Origin of the sequence: Pseudomonas sp. Irchel s3a12 (assembly GCF_900187485.1) — a bacterium.
Lineage (GTDB): Bacteria > Pseudomonadota > Gammaproteobacteria > Pseudomonadales > Pseudomonadaceae > Aquipseudomonas > Aquipseudomonas neuropathica.
This window is the reverse complement of record NZ_FYDN01000013.1, coordinates 152,880-170,320: the sequence shown is the minus strand read 5'-3', so window position 1 is coordinate 170,320 and position 17,441 is coordinate 152,880. Positions and strand designations below refer to the sequence as shown.

Annotated in this window: 15 protein-coding genes; 10 read left to right on the top strand and 5 right to left on the bottom strand. The window is 59.4% G+C overall.

The window, feature by feature from the left end; translation table 11 throughout:
* Positions 1-47 precede the first annotated feature (47 nt).
* Together CKW14_RS21915 and CKW14_RS21910 are read left to right on the top strand one after the other, a co-directional pair.
* Complete coding sequence (locus CKW14_RS21915; RefSeq protein ID WP_095047308.1) at positions 48-2,534, top strand: circularly permuted type 2 ATP-grasp protein; 2,487 nt, start codon at positions 48-50, stop codon at positions 2,532-2,534.
* Positions 2,534-3,424: a transglutaminase family protein gene (locus tag CKW14_RS21910; protein WP_095126134.1), complete on the top strand. Its 891-nt coding sequence runs from the start codon at positions 2,534-2,536 to the stop codon at positions 3,422-3,424. Before CKW14_RS21915 ends, CKW14_RS21910 begins: the two co-directional genes overlap by 1 nt.
* Before the next feature lie 210 nt (positions 3,425-3,634).
* Here the strand turns inward: CKW14_RS21910 and CKW14_RS21905 are convergent, their stop codons facing one another.
* Both CKW14_RS21905 and CKW14_RS21900 read right to left on the bottom strand, forming a co-directional pair.
* Complete coding sequence (locus CKW14_RS21905) at positions 3,635-3,832, bottom strand: hypothetical protein (protein ID WP_095047310.1); 198 nt, start codon at positions 3,830-3,832, stop codon at positions 3,635-3,637.
* Between the two features lie 68 nt (positions 3,833-3,900).
* On the bottom strand, positions 3,901-4,488 hold the full coding sequence (locus tag CKW14_RS21900; RefSeq protein ID WP_093430190.1) for a TIGR00730 family Rossman fold protein: 588 nt from the start codon (positions 4,486-4,488) through the stop codon (positions 3,901-3,903).
* Positions 4,489-4,828: 340 nt separating this feature from the next.
* Between CKW14_RS21900 and azu the strand changes: the two genes are divergently transcribed.
* A complete protein-coding gene (azu, locus tag CKW14_RS21895) occupies positions 4,829-5,272 on the top strand; it encodes an azurin (protein WP_095047311.1) in 444 nt (147 codons plus the stop codon).
* A gap of 172 nt (positions 5,273-5,444) precedes the next feature.
* Here azu and nadE read toward each other — a convergent pair whose 3' ends face one another.
* From nadE to CKW14_RS21880, 3 genes are all read right to left on the bottom strand, one after another.
* A complete protein-coding gene (gene nadE, locus CKW14_RS21890) occupies positions 5,445-6,272 on the bottom strand; it encodes an ammonia-dependent NAD(+) synthetase (RefSeq protein ID WP_093430191.1) in 828 nt (275 codons plus the stop codon).
* A gap of 4 nt (positions 6,273-6,276) precedes the next feature.
* A complete protein-coding gene (pncB, locus tag CKW14_RS21885) occupies positions 6,277-7,500 on the bottom strand; it encodes a nicotinate phosphoribosyltransferase (RefSeq protein WP_093430192.1) in 1,224 nt (407 codons plus the stop codon).
* Positions 7,501-7,713: 213 nt separating this feature from the next.
* Positions 7,714-8,616, bottom strand: coding sequence for a LysR family transcriptional regulator (locus CKW14_RS21880; protein WP_095047312.1), 903 nt, complete (start codon positions 8,614-8,616; stop codon positions 7,714-7,716).
* 162 nt (positions 8,617-8,778) lie between these two features.
* Between CKW14_RS21880 and CKW14_RS21875 the strand changes: the two genes are divergently transcribed.
* From CKW14_RS21875 to CKW14_RS21845, 7 genes are all read left to right on the top strand, one after another.
* On the top strand, positions 8,779-10,269 hold the full coding sequence (locus CKW14_RS21875) for an aldehyde dehydrogenase family protein (protein ID WP_007915887.1): 1,491 nt from the start codon (positions 8,779-8,781) through the stop codon (positions 10,267-10,269).
* A gap of 150 nt (positions 10,270-10,419) precedes the next feature.
* On the top strand, positions 10,420-11,703 hold the full coding sequence (locus CKW14_RS21870; RefSeq protein WP_095126133.1) for an FAD-binding oxidoreductase: 1,284 nt from the start codon (positions 10,420-10,422) through the stop codon (positions 11,701-11,703).
* Positions 11,704-12,071: 368 nt separating this feature from the next.
* The gene (locus CKW14_RS21865; protein WP_038360427.1) at positions 12,072-13,205 is read left to right on the top strand and encodes an ABC transporter substrate-binding protein; all 1,134 of its coding nucleotides are present in this window, start codon (positions 12,072-12,074) and stop codon (positions 13,203-13,205) included.
* A gap of 241 nt (positions 13,206-13,446) precedes the next feature.
* Positions 13,447-14,361, top strand: coding sequence for a branched-chain amino acid ABC transporter permease LivH (locus tag CKW14_RS21860; protein ID WP_095047314.1), 915 nt, complete (start codon positions 13,447-13,449; stop codon positions 14,359-14,361).
* A 3-nt stretch (positions 14,362-14,364) separates the two neighbouring features.
* Positions 14,365-15,666, top strand: coding sequence for a high-affinity branched-chain amino acid ABC transporter permease LivM (livM, locus tag CKW14_RS21855; RefSeq protein ID WP_095047315.1), 1,302 nt, complete (start codon positions 14,365-14,367; stop codon positions 15,664-15,666).
* The gene (locus CKW14_RS21850; RefSeq protein ID WP_016985385.1) at positions 15,663-16,535 is read left to right on the top strand and encodes an ABC transporter ATP-binding protein; all 873 of its coding nucleotides are present in this window, start codon (positions 15,663-15,665) and stop codon (positions 16,533-16,535) included. The genes livM and CKW14_RS21850 overlap by 4 nt, the downstream gene beginning before the upstream one ends.
* Positions 16,532-17,248: an ABC transporter ATP-binding protein gene (locus CKW14_RS21845; protein WP_007915900.1), complete on the top strand. Its 717-nt coding sequence runs from the start codon at positions 16,532-16,534 to the stop codon at positions 17,246-17,248. The genes CKW14_RS21850 and CKW14_RS21845 overlap by 4 nt, the downstream gene beginning before the upstream one ends.
* Positions 17,249-17,441: the final 193 nt, after the last annotated feature.

Below are 17,441 nucleotides of genomic sequence, written 5' to 3'. Positions count from 1 at the left end.
TGTGGCTGCGTTAGTCTGACCGTTCCTTGCTGTCTGCCGAGCTTTCCATGCCTGACCTGCTAGACCGCTACCCGCTTACGGCGGGCACTTATCACGAACTGCTCGACGGCAGTGGCGCGGTGCGCCCGCACTGGCGGCGTTTGTTCGATCAGTTGCAGCGCAGCACGCCGGCGCAACTGGTGCAGCGTCAGGCACTGCTGGCGCGGCAGATTCAGGAAAACGGCGTCACCTATAACGTCTATGCCGATCCCAAGGGCGCTGATCGGCCGTGGGAGCTGGATCTGCTGCCCCACGTGATTGCTGCGGATGAATGGCAGCAACTGTCGGCAGGTATCGCCCAGCGTGCGCGACTGCTCAATGCGGTGCTGGCCGATTTGTATGGGCCGCAGCGGCTGATCTGCGAAGGCTTGTTGCCGGCAGAGCTGGTGTTCGGCCACAACAATTTTCTCTGGCCGTGTCAGCATGTCGCGCTGCCGGAAGAGACGTTTCTGCACCTGTACGCCGTGGATCTGGCGCGTACACCGGACGGGCGCTGGTGGGTCACCGCCGATCGTACGCAAGCGCCATCCGGCGCCGGCTATGCCTTGGAAAACCGCACCATCGTGTCGCGCGCCTTTCCCGAGTTGTACCGGGATCTGAAGGTGCAGCATCTGGCCGGCTTCTTCCGCACATTGCAGGAAACCCTCGCGCGACAAGCGCCCAGTGACGATGACGCGCCGCTGGTGGTGTTGCTCACGCCGGGGCGCTTCAATGAAAGCTATTTCGAACATTTGTATCTGGCTCGGCAACTTGGTTATCCGCTGGTCGAGGGCGGTGACCTGACGGTGCGCGACGCCACGGTCTACCTGAAAACCCTCAGTGGTTTGCGTCGGGTGCATGCGATCATGCGCCGGCTCGATGATGATTTCTGCGATCCGCTGGAGTTGCGCACGGACTCGGCACTCGGCGTTCCCGGGTTGCTTGAGGCAGTACGCCAAGGGCGCGTTCTGGTCGCCAATGCGCTGGGTAGCGGCGTGCTGGAGTCGCCGGGATTGCTGGGCTTTCTGCCGAAGATCAACCAATACCTGTTTGGCGAAGAACTGATTTTGCCGTCGATCGCGACGTGGTGGTGCGGTGAGGCGCCGGTGTTGGCCCAAGCCCTGGAAAAACTGCCCGAACTGCTGATCAAACCAGCATTTCCTTCGCAGAGCTTCGCGCCGGTCTTTGGCCGTGATCTGAGTGAAAAACAGCGTCAGGCGCTTGCCGAGCGCATGCAGGCGCGTCCTTATGCTTATGTGGCGCAAGAATTGGCTCAACTGTCCCAGGCACCGATCTGGCAGGCGGAAAATGGTCAACTGCAACCACGGGCGATCGGCATGCGCATGTACGCCGTGGCGGGTGCTGACGGTTATCGCGTGCTGCCCGGTGGTCTGACCCGGGTGGCCGCCGAGGCTGATGCCGAAGTAGTGTCGATGCAGCGCGGTGGGGCGAGCAAAGACACTTGGATACTCGGTGATCGTCCGCCCAGTGGCGAGCAGTGGAAGAGTCAGCGCAGCGTTGGGGTCCATGATCTGGTACGGCGCGACCCGTATCTGCCCTCACGGGTGGTGGAGAACCTGTTCTGGTTCGGCCGATACTGCGAGCGCTGTGATGACAGTGCGCGGTTGCTGCGCATCATGCTCGCGCGGTATGTCGACGGCGACGACCCGCAAGCGTTGCAGGCGGCGGTCGATCTCGGTGAGCGGTTGACGTTGTTGCCGGATGAAGGAGAACTTCCCGAGCGCTTGCTCGCTGCATTGCTCGGTGAAGACTGGTCGTTCAGCCTGCGCGCCAACCTGCAGCGTTTGCAGTGGGCGGCCTCGCAGGTGCGTGGCAAGCTTTCGCGGGAGAACTGGCAGGCGCTGGTGGAGTTGCAGCGCGAAGCGATGGAACTGGATACCGACGAACCCGACTTTGGCGAACTGCTGGACTTCCTCAACCGGCTGGTGATGTCGCTGGCGGCGCTTTCCGGGTTTGCCCTCGACGACATGACCCGCGACGAAGGCTGGCGCTTTCTGATGATCGGCCGGCGCATTGAGCGTCTGCAGTTTCTCAGCAGCAGTCTGGCGGCATTTCTGCGCGGCGCCGGGGCGTTCGATCAAGCGGGCCTCGAATGGCTGCTGGAACTGGGCAACAGCAGTATCACCTACCGTTCGCGTTATCTGGCCGTGGCGCAATTGATTCCGGTGCTCGACCTGTTGTTGCTCGACGAGCAGAACCCGCACGCGGTGTTGTTTCAGTTGAAACTGGTGACCCGCACCTTGAAACGTTTGAACGATGATTTCGCGGCGCCGCGGGAAGCGGCATTGTCGCAACTGGTCGAGCGTCTGGCGCGGTTTGATCTGGGATGTCTGGAGAATCCGCTGTTCGGGGAATCCAGCGTACGAGCCGCTCTGAATGGTCTGGCGGATCTGCTGCAGGACATTGCCGAGGCCAGCGGGCAGGTGTCGGATCGTCTGGCCCTGCGCCATTTCGCCCATGTCGATGATGTCAGCCAGCGCACGGTGTCCGTTTGATGAATGCTCGCTACCAGATCCTCCACGACACCTGTTACCACTACGACAGTCCGGTGTCCCTGGCGCAGCAACTGGCGCACTTGTGGCCGCGTGAATGTGCCTGGCAGCGTTGCACCGAACAGCAATTGCTGATCAGCCCGGACCCGACAGCCCGCCGTGATGAACTCGACGTGTTTGGCAATCCGCTGACCCGGCTGGCCTTCGAACGGCCTCACGATGAATTGCAGGTCAATGCTCGGCTGACTGTTGAGGTGCTGGCGCGGCCGGTGCTGGACTTCAGTCAGTCGCCCGCCTGGGAGCTGACCCGCGATGCGCTGACCTACAGCAGTCAACCGCTTTCCGCTGAGTTGCTCGAAGCTTGTCGCTACCGGTTCCAGTCCCCTTACGTGCATTTGAAAAGCAGCTTCGTCGAGTTTTCGCAAAATTGTTTTCCGCCGGGCAGGCCGTTGCTGCTGGGTGTGCAGGACTTGATGCAGAAGATCTTCAGTGAATTCACCTTTGATGCCGAGGCGACCCAGGTGGCGACACCGCTGGTGGAAGTGCTGGAACGGCGGCGCGGGGTCTGTCAGGACTTCGCTCACCTGATGCTGGCGTGCGTGCGCTCGCGAGGGCTGGCAGCGCGTTATATCAGCGGCTATCTGCTGACCCAGCCACCGCCGGGGCAACCACGCCTGATCGGCGCTGATGCGTCGCACGCCTGGGTGTCGGTGTTTTGTCCGGTGCTGGGCTGGGTGGATTTCGATCCGACCAACAATGTGCAGCCGGCGCAGGAACACATCACGCTGGCGTGGGGGAGGGATTTTTCCGATGTGTCACCGTTGCGCGGGGTGATTCTGGGCGGCGGCAATCATGACCCGGAAGTGCGCGTCACCGTGATGCCCCTGGATTAACGACGATGAAACTGTAGGAGTGAGCCTGCTCGCGATAGCGGTGTGTCAGCAGCAAATATTTACACTGATACACCGCTTTCGCGAGCAGGCTCGCTCCCACAGGGGATTTTGGTGTATTGGGGAGGGGAAGGGCTGTGAGGGCCGGCAGTGGAACCGCCAGCCCCGTCACAAATCCGCAGGGTCTGATTCGATGATCAAACCCGGTGGGGTTCAGGCGTCGGGCGCCTGATCTTTCGGTGTTTCAGTCGCTTCGGTTGCATCAACATCATCTTGCGTCGCCACTTCACCGTCAGGGTTCAGTGCCGCTTCCTCAGCGGTTTGTTTCTTGCGCTGAAGCTTTTCCTCTTTCTTCTGTTCCTTTGCCAGGTCTCGTTGACGTTTGGCGAAGGAGTAATTGGGTTTGGCCATGGGCGATCCTCTTGGGTCGAAGGTGAGGTTGAGCGGCGCATATTCTGCCTTGTATCGGTGCCTCGTGGTTAGCCGGGTTTTTGGTCGACCCATTTTGGCGTGACGGTCGGCTTCCAGTTATCCAGGGCATCGAGCAGCGTTTGCGCTGATTCACTCACTTGCAGCATGTCACGGTGTGGCGCGCGAACGAAGCCTTCGCCGACGATATGGTCAAGAAATGCGGTGAGTTTGCTGTAGAAACCGTTCACTTCCAGCAAACCCAACGGCTTGCCGTGGTAGCCGAGCTGGCCCCAGGTCCAGACTTCGAATAGTTCTTCCAGCGTGCCGAGGCCGCCGGGCAGGGCGATGAAGGCGTCGCTCAGCTCGGCCATGCGTGCCTTGCGCGCGTGCATGCCGTCGACCACTTCCAGGCGCGTCAGGCTTTTATGGCCGATTTCCTTGTCCATCAGGCTCTGCGGGATGATCCCGATGACTTCACCGCCAGCAGCCAGCGCGGCATCGGCGACAATTCCCATCAAACCCACGGCGCCACCGCCGTAGACCAGGGTCAATTTACGTTCGGCCAAGGCCCGGCCAAGGGCGACGGCGGCTTCGGTGTAGGCCGGAACAGTGCCGGCGTTGGCACCGCAAAATACACACACGGATTTCAGAGACATGCCTTCCTCCTGGGTCAATCCGTCACAGGGTAATGGCTGGCAAGCCTCGATCCAAGGCCTAAACTTCGCGTTCAGGCGATTCAAAGGTACCGCTGGCGCCACAGGCGTAGGCGGCGAGCAAACTGCACAAAAGACCGTTAAAGAACATGATAGGCACTCCGTCTCAGTAGATGCGCCGATCATACGGCCGGCCGTTGCATCTGGCCGTTAGATTGTTTCGATGAATGTCATAGCCTGAAAGTTGTATACAATTTTTGACTCAAGTCATAGGAACTTGCGAAGATTTCAGGCAGTCTTTCCATCATTCGTGTTTTTGTTAACCCTGCCTTGGAGATTCACCATGTTTTCCAAAGTTGTTGCGGTATCCCTGCTGGCGTTGGCCAGCAGCCAATTGATGGCTGCTGAGTGCAAAACCACCGTTGACTCCACCGATCAGATGTCCTTCAGCACCAAAGCCATCGAAATCGACAAGAGCTGCAAGACTTTCACTATCGAACTGACTCACTCCGGCAACCTGCCGAAGAACGTCATGGGCCATAACCTGGTGATCAGCAAAGAAGCTGACATGCAGCCAATCGCCACCGCTGGCCTGGCCGCCGGTATCGACAAGAACTACCTGCCGGAAGGTGACGCACGCATCATCGCTCACACCAAGATCATCGGCGCCAAGGAAACCGATTCGCTGACCTTTGACGTAGCGAAGATTGCTGATGGCGGCTACGGCTTCTTCTGCTCGTTCCCTGGCCACATCTCGATGATGAAAGGCACGATTACTGTCAAGTAATCAGGACCACCGCGTTATCGTTCTTCGCCAGCAGGCTCGCTCCCACAGGTTTGCGCCGTCAATGTGGGAGCGAGCCTACTCGCGAAGGGGCCATCTGCATCAACTGATGTCTGGGCCAAAGAAAAGCCCGCTGAGGATCACTCCTCAGCGGGCTTTTTCATTCCATCAGCGCTTACGGCGCAAACGGCATCACGCGCTTGTGATGGGTCTTGTTGTAGGTCGCAACGATGATGTCGAACGCTTCCTGACGCACCGGTTCGCCGTGCAGGAACGCATCGATCTCGGCATACGTCACGCCATGCGAAGCCTCATCAGGTTTGCCCGGCGACAAATCCTCAAGGTCCGCCGTGGGCACTTTCTCGACCAGCGACTCCGGCGCACCAAAGCTGCGCGCAATCGCACGAACCTGATTTTTCACCAGACCACTGAGCGGTGCCAGATCACAGGCACCGTCACCGAACTTGGTGAAGAAACCCATCACTGCTTCTGCTGCGTGATCGGTACCGATCACCAGACCGTGCGCCGCGCCGGCGATGGTGTACTGAGCAACCATGCGCATCCGCGCCTTGGTGTTGCCCAGTACGAAATCCACCGACACCGCGTGCTTGCCTTCAAACGCCGCCACTTCACTGGCCAGCGACTTCACCGCCGGGCCGATATTTACGGTATGGCGCTCGTCCGGCGCGATGAAATCCACCGAGGCCTGGGCGTCGTGTTCGTCAAACTGGGTTTCGTAAGGCAGACGCACGGCGATGAATTTGTAGCTGTTGTCGCCGGTCTGGTCACGCAACTCGCGCATCGCCCGTTGGGCCAGCAGGCCGGCGGTCAACGAATCGACGCCGCCACTGATGCCCAGCACCAGCGTCTTGAGCCCGGAATTGACCAGGCAATCCTGAATAAAGGTGATGCGCCGGGCGACTTCGGCCTGCAGGGCCTTGTGGTCGGCGAACGGCGGTTGCACCTTGAGCTGTTCAGCAATCTCACGCTGTACGGCTTGCATGAATTCACTCCTTGCTAGATAGACTGGAATCGGCAGGAACCTGGAAAACGTGCCGCAAATAGGCGACAAAATTCGGGTCTTTACAGTGGGTCTTGCCTGGCTCGTCGGAGATCTTTGCCACCGGTTGGCCGTTGCAGGCGGTCATTTTAAGCACGATGCTCATCGGTTCGACACCCGGAATGTCACAGGTGAGGTTGGTACCGATGCCGAAGCTGACGTTGATCCGCCCGTGCAGCGCACGGAAGATCTCCAGCGACTTGGGCAGGGTCAGGCTGTCGGAGAACACCAGGGTCTTGCTCATCGGATCGATGCCGAGTTTGTGATAGTGCGCGATGCATTTTTCGCCCCACGCCACAGGATCGCCGGAGTCATGGCGCAGGCCGTCAAACAGCTTGGCGAAGAACAGGTCGAAGTCGCCGAGGAACGCATCGGTGGTGATGCAATCGGTGAGCGCGATCCCGAGCAGGCCACGGTATTCGCGAACCCAGCAATCAAGCGCGGCGATCTGGCTGTCGATCAGCCGTGGACCGAGTTGCTGGTGCGCCATGATCCACTCGTGGGCCATGGTGCCCAGCGGTTTCATGTCCAGCTCGCGGGACAGGTGTACGTTGCTGGTGCCGACGAAACGCCCGGGGAAGTCGTGTTTGAGTACATTCACCACTTCAGCCTGCACGCCATACGAAAAGCGGCGGCGGGTGCCGAAATCGGCGACCTGCAGTTGCGACAACTCGTCGGCCGAGGCGTTGGCGGTCAGCCAGTCGAACTTGCGATAGAGCTGTTCGCGCGCTTGTTCCAGCACGGTTTCGCGGTAGCGATAGCGGTTGCGCACTTCGCTGACGATCGCCAGCAGCGGCACTTCGTAGAGAATCACATGCAGCCACGGCCCGCGCAGACGGATGAACAGCTCGCCGTTTTCGATGCCGGTGTGCAGATACCGCAGGTTAAAGCGGAACAGCCCGAGAAAGCGCAGGAAGTCCGGCTTGAGGAAACTGATGCGCTCGAGAAAGCTCAGTTGATCGGCGCTCAGGCTCAGTTCGGCCAGACGCTCGATCTGAAAACGGATCTCGGCCAGATACGGGCGCAGATCTTCGCTATTACGGCAACGAAACTCCCATTCGACTTCGACGTTGGGATAGTTGTGCAGCACCGCCTGCATCATCGTCAATTTGTAGAAGTCGGTGTCGAGCAGGTTCTGCACGATGCGATCGGCAAACACGCTCTCGCTCATAACTGGGTCTCCAGGTGCGCCGCGCCTGTGCGCGGTCTCATTCGATGGCGCTAGTGGCGCATATCAGGGACGAAGATTGCCAGCAATTTTTTAGATCACCGCAGAACCCTTGTGGGAGCGAGCCTGCTCGCGAAGGCGTCATTTCAGTCGAAATGGGTATTGAATGTGCCGGCCTCTTCGCGAGCAGGCTCGCTCCCACATTTTTCAATCGGATCAGTCATTCGGGCTATCGATCTGCTCCAGCATCCATTTCACGAAATCCCGTACCTTCGGCACTTCTGCCGCATGCTCCGGGTATGCCAGGTAATAGGCATCGGTGCTGGGCATGGCATGCTCAAAAGGAATGACCAGTTTGCCGTCGGCTAATTCCTCTTCCACCAGAAATCGCGGCAACAACGCCACACCGCAGCCAACCTGCGCGGCACGGATGCACATATAAAAGGTTTCGAAACGCGGCCCGTGATAGCTGTGTTCGGTCTGGTAACCCTGACTGTCGAACCAGTCGTGCCAGGCCTGCGGGCGCGAGGCATTTTGCAACAGGACCAGATCGGTGAGTTGCGTCGGATCAGTAAACGGCTTATCAGGCAGGCTACCCGGCGCGCACACCGGCACCAACTCTTCGCCGAACAACTTCAGGCATTCAGTGCCGGGCCGTGAACCTTGGCCGAAGTAGAACGCCAGATCGCTGCGCCCTTGCAGCAGATCATCCGCTTCCTGCTCGTTGCACAAGTCCAGATGAATCGACGGATGGCGTAGCCGCCAGCCTTTCAGGCGCGGCACCAGCCAGCGCGCGCCGAAGGTCGAGGGCGTCGAGACGCGCAGGACTTCGGTCTCGCCGCCGTAGGAACGCAGGTAATGCGTCGACATCTCCACTTGTGTGAGGATTTTTCGTACTTCAACCAAGTACAAATCCCCTGCCGGGGTCATCTGCAAACGTCGACGCACGCGGCGAAACAATAAATGCTGCAACAGCTCTTCAAGCTGCGCGACCTGTTTGCTCACCGCACTCTGGGTCAGATTCAGTTCCTCAGCGGCGCGAGTGAAACTGAGGTGCCGGGTCACGGCCTCGAAACACTGCAGGGCGGTGATCGAGGGCAAGTGGCGTTTGTTCAGCATGGCCGATCCTTTTCTTGTCTTTCTAGCGCAGCATGAATAAACGGAATGATATCTCGCGTAAAGGTCGTTTGTTGCCTTGCCATTGTGACGCTACAACTAAAGGCCTGCCCGGTCGCGAAAAAGCGTCCGCACACATTCAGTTTTTTGCTTGAGGAGTGACCCATGGTTGCCGCATTGCTTGATCGTCTTGGTGTGAACCCGGCCCTTTATCAGAACGGCAAAGTGCCGGTGCATTCGCCGATCGACGGCAGCCGCATTGCCGCCGTGAACTGGGAAGGCCCGGCCGAAGTCGAGCAGCACATCAGTCGCGCAGATCATGCGTTCGAGCAGTGGCGCAAGGTGCCGGCTCCGCGTCGTGGCGAGCTGGTGCGTCAATTCGGTGAAGTACTGCGCGAATACAAGGCTGATCTCGGCGAACTGGTTTCCTGGGAGGCGGGCAAGATCACTCAGGAAGGCTTGGGTGAAGTGCAGGAGATGATCGACATCTGCGATTTTGCCGTCGGCCTGTCCCGCCAGCTGTACGGTTTGACCATTGCCTCCGAGCGTCCGGGCCACCATATGCGTGAAACCTGGCATCCGCTGGGCGTGGTCGGGGTGATCAGCGCGTTCAACTTCCCGGTTGCGGTGTGGGCATGGAACACCACGCTGGCACTGGTTTGCGGCAACCCGGTGGTGTGGAAACCATCGGAGAAAACCCCGCTGACCGCACTGGCCTGCCAGGCATTGTTCGACCGCGTGGTGAAGAATTTTACCGATGCGCCAGCGAACCTTTGCCAAGTGATCATCGGTGGTCGCGATGCCGGCGAAGCGCTGGTCGATGACCCGCGTGTCGCACTGATCAGCGCCACCGGCAGCACGCGCATGGGCCGTGAAGTCGCGCCGAAAGTCGCCGCGCGTTTCGCCCGCAGCATTCTGGAACTGGGCGGTAACAACGCGATGATCCTCGGCCCGAGCGCCGATCTGGACATGGCGGTACGGGCGATTCTGTTCAGCGCCGTCGGTACTGCCGGGCAGCGTTGCACCACCCTGCGTCGACTGATTGCCCACGAATCTGTGAAAGAAGAAATCGTTACTCGCCTCAAAGCTGCGTACTCGAAAGTGCGCATCGGCAATCCGCTGGAAGGCAATCTGGTCGGCCCGCTGATCGACAAGCACAGCTTCGAAAACATGCAGGACGCGCTGGAGCAGGCGTTGAGCGAGGGCGGTCGTGTGTTCGGCGGCAAGCGTCAGCTTGAGGATCAATTCCCCAACGCCTACTACGTTTCGCCGGCGATCGTTGAAATGCCCGAGCAAAGTGATGTGGTTTGCAGTGAGACCTTCGCACCGATTCTTTATGTAGTCGGCTACAGCGATTTCCAGGAAGCGCTGCGCCTGAACAACGCGGTGCCACAAGGTTTGTCGTCGTGCATCTTCACCACCGATGTGCGCGAGGCCGAGCAGTTCATGTCGGCAGTCGGTAGCGACTGCGGCATCGCCAACGTCAACATCGGCCCGAGCGGTGCCGAAATTGGCGGCGCGTTTGGTGGCGAGAAAGAGACCGGTGGCGGGCGTGAGTCCGGCTCGGACGCGTGGCGCGCCTATATGCGCCGGCAGACCAACACCGTGAACTACTCGCTGGAGTTGCCGCTGGCGCAGGGCATCACATTCGACTGACAGGTGGAGATCCCTCCTTGTGGGAGCGAGCCTGCTCGCGAATACGGTGGGTCAGTCGACATTGATGTTGGCTGATACGCCCCTTTCGCGAGCAGGCTCGCTCCCACAGGATCAGCACTGTGTTTGGCAGGTTTCTGTTGGAGTCTGGCAATGCCGTTACGCGAAGAATGTCTGTGGGAAAAGCTCACGCCACAAAGGCCGGATAAAACCGCGCTCAAAGTCGAAGTCAAAGTCGATGTCTGCGTGATCGGCGCCGGGTTCACCGGGTTGTCGGCGGCGCTGCATCTGTTGGAAAAAGGCAAAAGCGTCTGCGTGCTGGAGGCTCATCGCGCGGGGCACGGTGGTTCCGGGCGTAACGTCGGACTGGTCAACGCCGGCATGTGGATCCCGCCGGACGAGATCGAAGCCGGTTTCGGCGAAGCGGTGGGCAGCCAGCTCAATCGCATGCTCGGGGGCGCACCGGCGCTGGTGTTCAGCCTTGTGGACAAGTACAACATCGATTGCCAGTTGCGCCGCGAAGGCACGTTGCACATGGCGCACAACGCCAAGGGCGAGGCGGATTTGCGCAGCCGCGAGCAACAATGGAAACGTCGCGGCGCACCGGTTGAACTGCTGACCGGCAAGGCCTGCGAGCAAGCCACCGGCACGCAAAAGATTGCCGCGGCTTTGCTCGATCGCCGCGCCGGCACGCTCAACCCGATGGCTTATGTCACCGGGCTGGCCAACGCGGTGAGCGGTCTCGGCGGGCAAATGTTTGATCATTCGCCGGTCACTCGCCTTGAGCGTCAGGGCGCGAAGTGGTCGGTGCAGACCGAACACGGTTCAGTGCTGGCCGAGCAAGTGGTCATCGCCTCCAACGCCTACACCGAGGGCGACTGGACCGAACTCAAGCGCAACTTCTTCCCCGGTTACTACTATCAGGTCGCTTCGGTGCCGCTGACCGAGGACGCCGCGCAGGAAATTCTCCCGGGCGGGCAGGGTTCATGGGATACGCGGCAGGTGCTGAGCAGCATCCGCCGTGACAAAGAAGGGCGGTTGTTGCTCGGCAGCCTGGGCAACGGCAATCAAAAACCGACCTGGTTTCTCAAGGCCTGGGCCGATCGCGTGCAGCAGCATTATTTCCCCAATCTGAAACCGGTCGAGTGGGAATGCACCTGGACCGGGCGTATAGCTTTTACGCCAGATCACCTCATGCGCCTGTTCGAGCCGGCGCCGGGGCTGGTGGCCGTCACCGGTTACAACGGCCGTGGCGTCACCACCGGCACCGTGGTCGGCAAGGCTTTCGCTGATTACCTGTGTAACGGAAATCCTCAAGCGCTGCCGATTCCCTTCGCACCGATGCAGCCCCTGACCGGTGTGGGCTTGCGCAGTTGCCTGTACGAGGCCGGGTTCTCGCTGTATCACGCGGGCCAGTGCCTGCGCATTGTGATTTGAGTGTTGAAATATGTTGCCGGGCGCGGCGCTTTTTCACGTAGCGACTAGCCTGTAATGGTGCGGGTTGTAGCAGTCCCGCACCAGCAGTGTGCAGTTCGGTGACGCGGGTTGTTACAGGCTGGTTGCACGTCGTTTGGCGCCGCGGTTGCAATGATGGCGCGTGCGGGTTGCGCCTGAAAAAATAAATGGTTTCACCTTCCGCGGTTTAGACGGTTGCACGCCCAATGAAAATGGGAACGAAACAGTCGAAATAACAAGAAAGCAGCGACTTTTTGAAGAATAAAAAACCGATGGCACGGCCCTTGCTCAGAGCAATCAGTGAAGTGAAGTCGCAGTGCCAACTAAAAAAAACCTTGGAGCACCACCTCATGTCCCAGACGTTTTACAAGAAAGGCTTTCTGGCCCTCGCAGTGGCTACTGCGTTGGGTGTTTCTGCGTTTGCTCAAGCTGATGTGAAAATCGGTGTAGCGGGTCCAATGACGGGCGCCAACGCGGCATTTGGCGAGCAGTACATGAAGGGTGCACAGGCAGCGGCTGACGCAGTCAACGCGGCAGGCGGCGTCAACGGGGAGAAAATCGTACTGGTCAAAGGCGATGACGCCTGCGAACCGAAGCAGGCCGTGACGGTCGCCAAGGACCTCACCAACCAGAAAGTCGCCGGCGTGGTCGGTCATTTCTGCTCCTCTTCGACCATTCCAGCGTCGGAAATCTACGACGAAGCCGGGATCATCGCGATCACCCCGGGTTCGACCAACCCACAAGTCACCGAGCGTGGCCTCAGCGCCATGTTCCGTATGTGCGGGCGTGACGACCAGCAAGGCATTGTGGCCGGCGACTACATCGTCGACGTGCTCAAGGGCAAGAAAGTCGTCGTACTGCACGACAAAGACACCTACGGCCAAGGCCTGGCGGATGCCACCAAAGCCCAACTGGTCAAGCGCGGCGTGACGCCTGTGTTGTACGAAGGCCTGACCCGTGGCGAAAAAGACTTCAGCACCATCGTTACCAAGATCCGTGGCGCTGGCGCCGACGTCGTCTACTTCGGCGGTCTGCACCCGGAAGCCGGCCCGCTGGTTCGCCAACTGCGTGAACAAGGCCTGAAAGACGTCAAGTTCATGTCCGATGACGGCATCGTGACTGACGAGCTGGTGACCACCGCCGGTGGCCCGCAATTCACCGATGGCGTGCTAATGACCTTCGGCGCCGACCCGCGTCTGTTGCCAGAGAGCAAGACCGTAGTGGACGCTTTCCGCAAGGCCGGTACCGAGCCTGAAGGCTACACCCTGTACGCCTACGCTTCGGTGCAAACCCTGGCTGCCGCGTTCAACGGCGCCAAGTCCAACAAGGGCGAAGAGGCTGCGGCTTGGCTGAAGAAAAATCCGGTGAAAACCGTGATGGGTGAAAAAACCTGGGACTCCAAGGGCGACCTGAAAGTCTCCGACTACGTGGTTTACCAGTGGGACAAGGACGGCAAATATCACCAGCTGGAAAAACAGAAGTAAGGGCTGACGCGACCCTTTGAACTCCGCAAAGCCCTGTGGGAGCGGGCTTGCCCGCGATGACGGCCTGACAGTCGACAACTGTGTTGAATGTTCTACCGCTATCGCTGGCAAGCCAGCTCCCACAAGGTCCTGTGGTGATCGAACCGTTCGCGCTCTGACATTGCTCCGACGTAAATCTGTATTTTTCCTAGAAGAACCGCACTCCACAGGTGTGCAGGTTCTCACTGCGTGAGATTGCGTTATGGATGGTATTTTCCTGCAGCAACTGGTCAACGGCCTGACCCTCGGGTCGGTCTATGGCCTGATCGCCATCGGCTACACAATGGTCTACGGCATCATCGGCATGATCAACTTCGCCCACGGCGAGGTTTACATGATTTCTGCTTACCTGGCGGCAATCAGTCTGGCTCTGCTGGCGTACTTCGGTATCGAATCTTTCCCACTGCTGATGCTCGGCACGCTGATCTTCACCATCGTCGTCACGGCGGTGTATGGCTGGGTCATCGAGCGTGTCGCTTACAAACCCCTGCGCAACTCCACCCGCCTGGCACCGTTGATCAGCGCCATCGGTATCTCGCTGATCCTGCAAAACTATGCACAGATCGCCCAGGGCGCCAAACAACAGGGCGTACCTACCCTGCTGAGCGGTGCGTGGCGTGTTGAAATCGGTACCGGCTTCGTGCAACTCACCTACACCAAAGTCTTCATTCTGGTGGCCGCATTCGTCGGCATGGGCCTGCTGACCTACGTCATCAAGTACACCAAGCTCGGACGCATGTGCCGTGCGACCCAGCAAGACCGCAAGATGGCTTCGATCCTCGGCATCAATACCGATCGGGTCATTTCCTATGTGTTCATCATCGGTGCAGCCATGGCGGCGCTGGCCGGCGTACTGATCACCATGAACTACGGCACTTTCGACTTCTATGCCGGCTTCATTATCGGCATCAAGGCGTTCACCGCTGCGGTGCTTGGCGGGATCGGTTCACTGCCTGGGGCAATGCTCGGCGGGATCATCCTCGGCATCTCCGAGTCGCTGTTCTCCGGCCTGGTCAACTCCGACTACAAAGACGTGTTCAGCTTCTCGCTGCTCGTACTTGTTCTGGTCTTCCGGCCGCAGGGCCTGTTGGGCCGTCCTCTTGTGTCGAAGGTGTAAGCGATGTCTTCAACCACTCAAAAATCCATCGATATCAAAAAAAGCCTGGTTGAGGCGATTCTTGCCGGCCTGATTGCCCTGATCGTTTTCGGTCCGATTGTCGGCGTCGTGCTCGAGGGTTACAGCTTCAACCTCGAACCGACCCGGGTGGCCTGGATCATCGGCATTGTCATGATCGGCCGCTTTGCCCTCAGCCTGTTCCTGCAAACGCCCAAGGGCCTGAAAATTCTCGACGGATTCGAGAGTACTGGCTCTGGGGTGCACGTGCTGCCTGCCGATCACAAATCCTCGCTGCGCTGGATCATCCCGCTGCTGATTGTGCTGGCCGTCATCGTGCCGTTTGTCTCCAACTCCTATCTGCTCGGCGTGGTCATCCTCGGCTTGATCTACGTGCTGCTGGGGCTGGGGCTGAACATCGTGGTCGGTCTGGCCGGTCTGCTCGACCTCGGTTACGTGGCGTTCTACGCCATCGGCGCCTACGGTCTGGCGCTGGGTTATCAGTACCTCGGCCTGGGCTTCTGGACGGTGTTGCCATTGGCGGCGATCACGGCCGGGCTGGCCGGCTGCATCCTCGGTTTCCCGGTGCTGCGCCTGCACGGCGACTACCTGGCAATCGTGACCCTGGGCTTCGGTGAAATCATTCGCCTGGTCCTCAACAACTGGTTGTCACTGACCGGCGGCCCGAACGGCATGCCGGCGCCATTGCCGACGTTCTTCGGTCTGGAGTTCGGTAAGCGGGCGAAGGATGGCGGGGTGCCGTTTCACGAGTTCTTCGGCATCGCCTACAACCCGGATGTGAAGTACTACTTCATCTACGCGGTGCTGTTCCTCGTGGTGTTGGCCGTGTTGTACATCAAGCATCGTCTGGTGAAAATGCCGGTCGGTCGCGCCTGGGAAGCCTTGCGTGAAGATGAAATCGCCTGCCGCTCGATGGGCCTCAACCACGTGTTGGTCAAGCTCTCGGCGTTCACCATCGGTGCATCGACCGCCGGTCTTGCCGGTGTGTTCTTCGCGACCTATCAAGGCTTCGTCAACCCGACCTCGTTCACCTTCTTCGAATCGGCGCTGATCCTCGCTATCGTCGTGCTCGGCGGTATGGGCTCGACCATCGGTGTGGTGATCGCCGCGTTCGTGCTGACGGTTGCTCCGGAATTGCTGCGCGGCTTCGCAGAATACCGCGTGCTGCTGTTCGGCATCCTGATGGTGTTGATGATGATCTGGCGACCACGCGGGCTGATCCGCATCAGCCGGACCGGGGTCACTCCACGCAAAGGTGCCATTCACTATGAGAGGACTGCGCCATGAGTGAAGTCGTACTCTCTGTTGAAAAACTGATGATGCATTTCGGTGGCATCAAGGCCTTGAGCGATGTCAGCCTGAAGGTCAAACGCAACTCGATCTTCGCCCTGATCGGCCCCAACGGTGCTGGCAAGACCACGGTGTTCAACTGCCTGACCGGGTTCTACAAGGCCTCGGGTGGCAAGATCGAACTCAACGTGCGCGGCCAGCAGACCAACGTCATCCAGTTGCTCGGCGAGTCGTTCAAACCGACCGACTTCGTTTCGCCGAAATCTTTCCTCAGCCGCATGTACTACAAAATGTTCGGCGGTACGCACTTGGTGAACCGGGCAGGCCTGGCGCGGACGTTCCAGAACATTCGCCTGTTCAAGGAAATGTCGGTACTGGAAAACCTGCTGGTGGCCCAGCACATGTGGGTCAACCGCAACATGCTTGCCGGCATCCTCAACACCAAGGGCTACCGCAAGGCCGAAAGTGACGCGCTGGATTGCGCGTTCTATTGGCTGGAAGTGGTCGATCTGGTGGACTGCGCCAACCGGCTCGCCGGTGAGCTTTCCTACGGCCAACAGCGTCGTCTGGAAATTGCCCGGGCCATGTGCACGCGGCCGCAGATCATCTGCCTCGACGAACCGGCCGCCGGCCTCAACCCTCAGGAAACCGAAGCGCTCAGCGCGATGATCCGGCTGCTGCGCGACGAGCACGATCTGACCGTGGTGCTGATCGAACACGACATGGGCATGGTTATGAGCATTTCCGACCACATCGTGGTGCTGGACCACGGCATCGTCATCGCCGAAGGCGGGCCTGAAGCGATCCGCAACGACCCGAAGGTGATCGCAGCCTATTTGGGCGCCGACGAAGAGGAGCTGGTATGACGCAACCGATCCTCGAACTCAAAGACCTCGACGTCTTCTATGGCCCGATCCAGGCCCTCAAAGGTGTTTCGCTGCAGATCAACGAAGGGGAAACCGTCAGCCTGATCGGCTCCAACGGTGCCGGCAAATCGACGTTGCTGATGTCGATCTTCGGCCAGCCACGGGCGGCAGGCGGGCAGATCCTTTATCAAGGCGTCGACATTACCCACAAGTCCTCGCACTACATCGCCTCCAACGGCATCGCGCAATCGCCGGAAGGGCGGCGAGTGTTCCCCGACATGACCGTCGAGGAAAACCTGCTGATGGGCACCATCCCGATTGGCGACAAGTACGCCAAAGAGGACATGCAGCGTATGTTTACGCTGTTTCCACGGCTGGAAGAGCGACGTAACCAACGGGCGATGACCATGTCTGGTGGTGAACAGCAAATGCTCGCCATTGCCCGTGCCTTGATGAGCCGACCAAAGTTGTTGCTGCTCGATGAGCCGAGCCTGGGCCTGGCGCCGATTGTGGTGAAGCAGATTTTCGCGACCCTGCGGGAATTGGCGAAAACCGGCATGACCATTTTCCTGGTTGAGCAGAACGCCAACCATGCGCTGAAGCTTTCGGACCGCGCATATGTGATGGTCAACGGCGAGATTCGCCTGACGGGCACGGGTAAAGAGTTGCTGGTGAATGAGGAAGTGCGTAACGCCTATCTGGGCGGGCACTGATTCCTCGACGTTATGCACAGCCCCGGCGACGCAAGTCCCGGGGCTTTTTCATTCCTCAAACATACCGCACGCCTGTGTAGGAGCTGCCGAAGGCTGCGATCTTTTGATGTTGTCTTTAAAGATCAGGAGATCGCAGCCTTCGGCAGCTCCTACAGGGAATTGATCAGTGATTTCAAGTGTTGCGTGGAATTGT

Coding starts and splice junctions, on each gene's coding strand:
- CKW14_RS21845 (WP_007915900.1), top strand. CDS start 16,532: ATGACGCAACCGATCCTCGAACTCAAAGACCTCGACGTCTTCTATGGC.
- CKW14_RS21850 (WP_016985385.1), top strand. CDS start 15,663: ATGAGTGAAGTCGTACTCTCTGTTGAAAAACTGATGATGCATTTCGGT.
- CKW14_RS21915 (WP_095047308.1), top strand. CDS start 48: ATGCCTGACCTGCTAGACCGCTACCCGCTTACGGCGGGCACTTATCAC.
- pncB (WP_093430192.1), bottom strand. CDS start 7,500: ATGAGCGAGAGCGTGTTTGCCGATCGCATCGTGCAGAACCTGCTCGAC.
- azu (WP_095047311.1), top strand. CDS start 4,829: ATGTTTTCCAAAGTTGTTGCGGTATCCCTGCTGGCGTTGGCCAGCAGC.
- CKW14_RS21865 (WP_038360427.1), top strand. CDS start 12,072: ATGTCCCAGACGTTTTACAAGAAAGGCTTTCTGGCCCTCGCAGTGGCT.
- CKW14_RS21910 (WP_095126134.1), top strand. CDS start 2,534: ATGAATGCTCGCTACCAGATCCTCCACGACACCTGTTACCACTACGAC.
- CKW14_RS21880 (WP_095047312.1), bottom strand. CDS start 8,616: ATGCTGAACAAACGCCACTTGCCCTCGATCACCGCCCTGCAGTGTTTC.
- CKW14_RS21900 (WP_093430190.1), bottom strand. CDS start 4,488: ATGTCTCTGAAATCCGTGTGTGTATTTTGCGGTGCCAACGCCGGCACT.
- CKW14_RS21860 (WP_095047314.1), top strand. CDS start 13,447: ATGGATGGTATTTTCCTGCAGCAACTGGTCAACGGCCTGACCCTCGGG.
- nadE (WP_093430191.1), bottom strand. CDS start 6,272: ATGCAAGCCGTACAGCGTGAGATTGCTGAACAGCTCAAGGTGCAACCG.
- CKW14_RS21905 (WP_095047310.1), bottom strand. CDS start 3,832: ATGGCCAAACCCAATTACTCCTTCGCCAAACGTCAACGAGACCTGGCA.
- CKW14_RS21870 (WP_095126133.1), top strand. CDS start 10,420: ATGCCGTTACGCGAAGAATGTCTGTGGGAAAAGCTCACGCCACAAAGG.
- livM (WP_095047315.1), top strand. CDS start 14,365: ATGTCTTCAACCACTCAAAAATCCATCGATATCAAAAAAAGCCTGGTT.
- CKW14_RS21875 (WP_007915887.1), top strand. CDS start 8,779: ATGGTTGCCGCATTGCTTGATCGTCTTGGTGTGAACCCGGCCCTTTAT.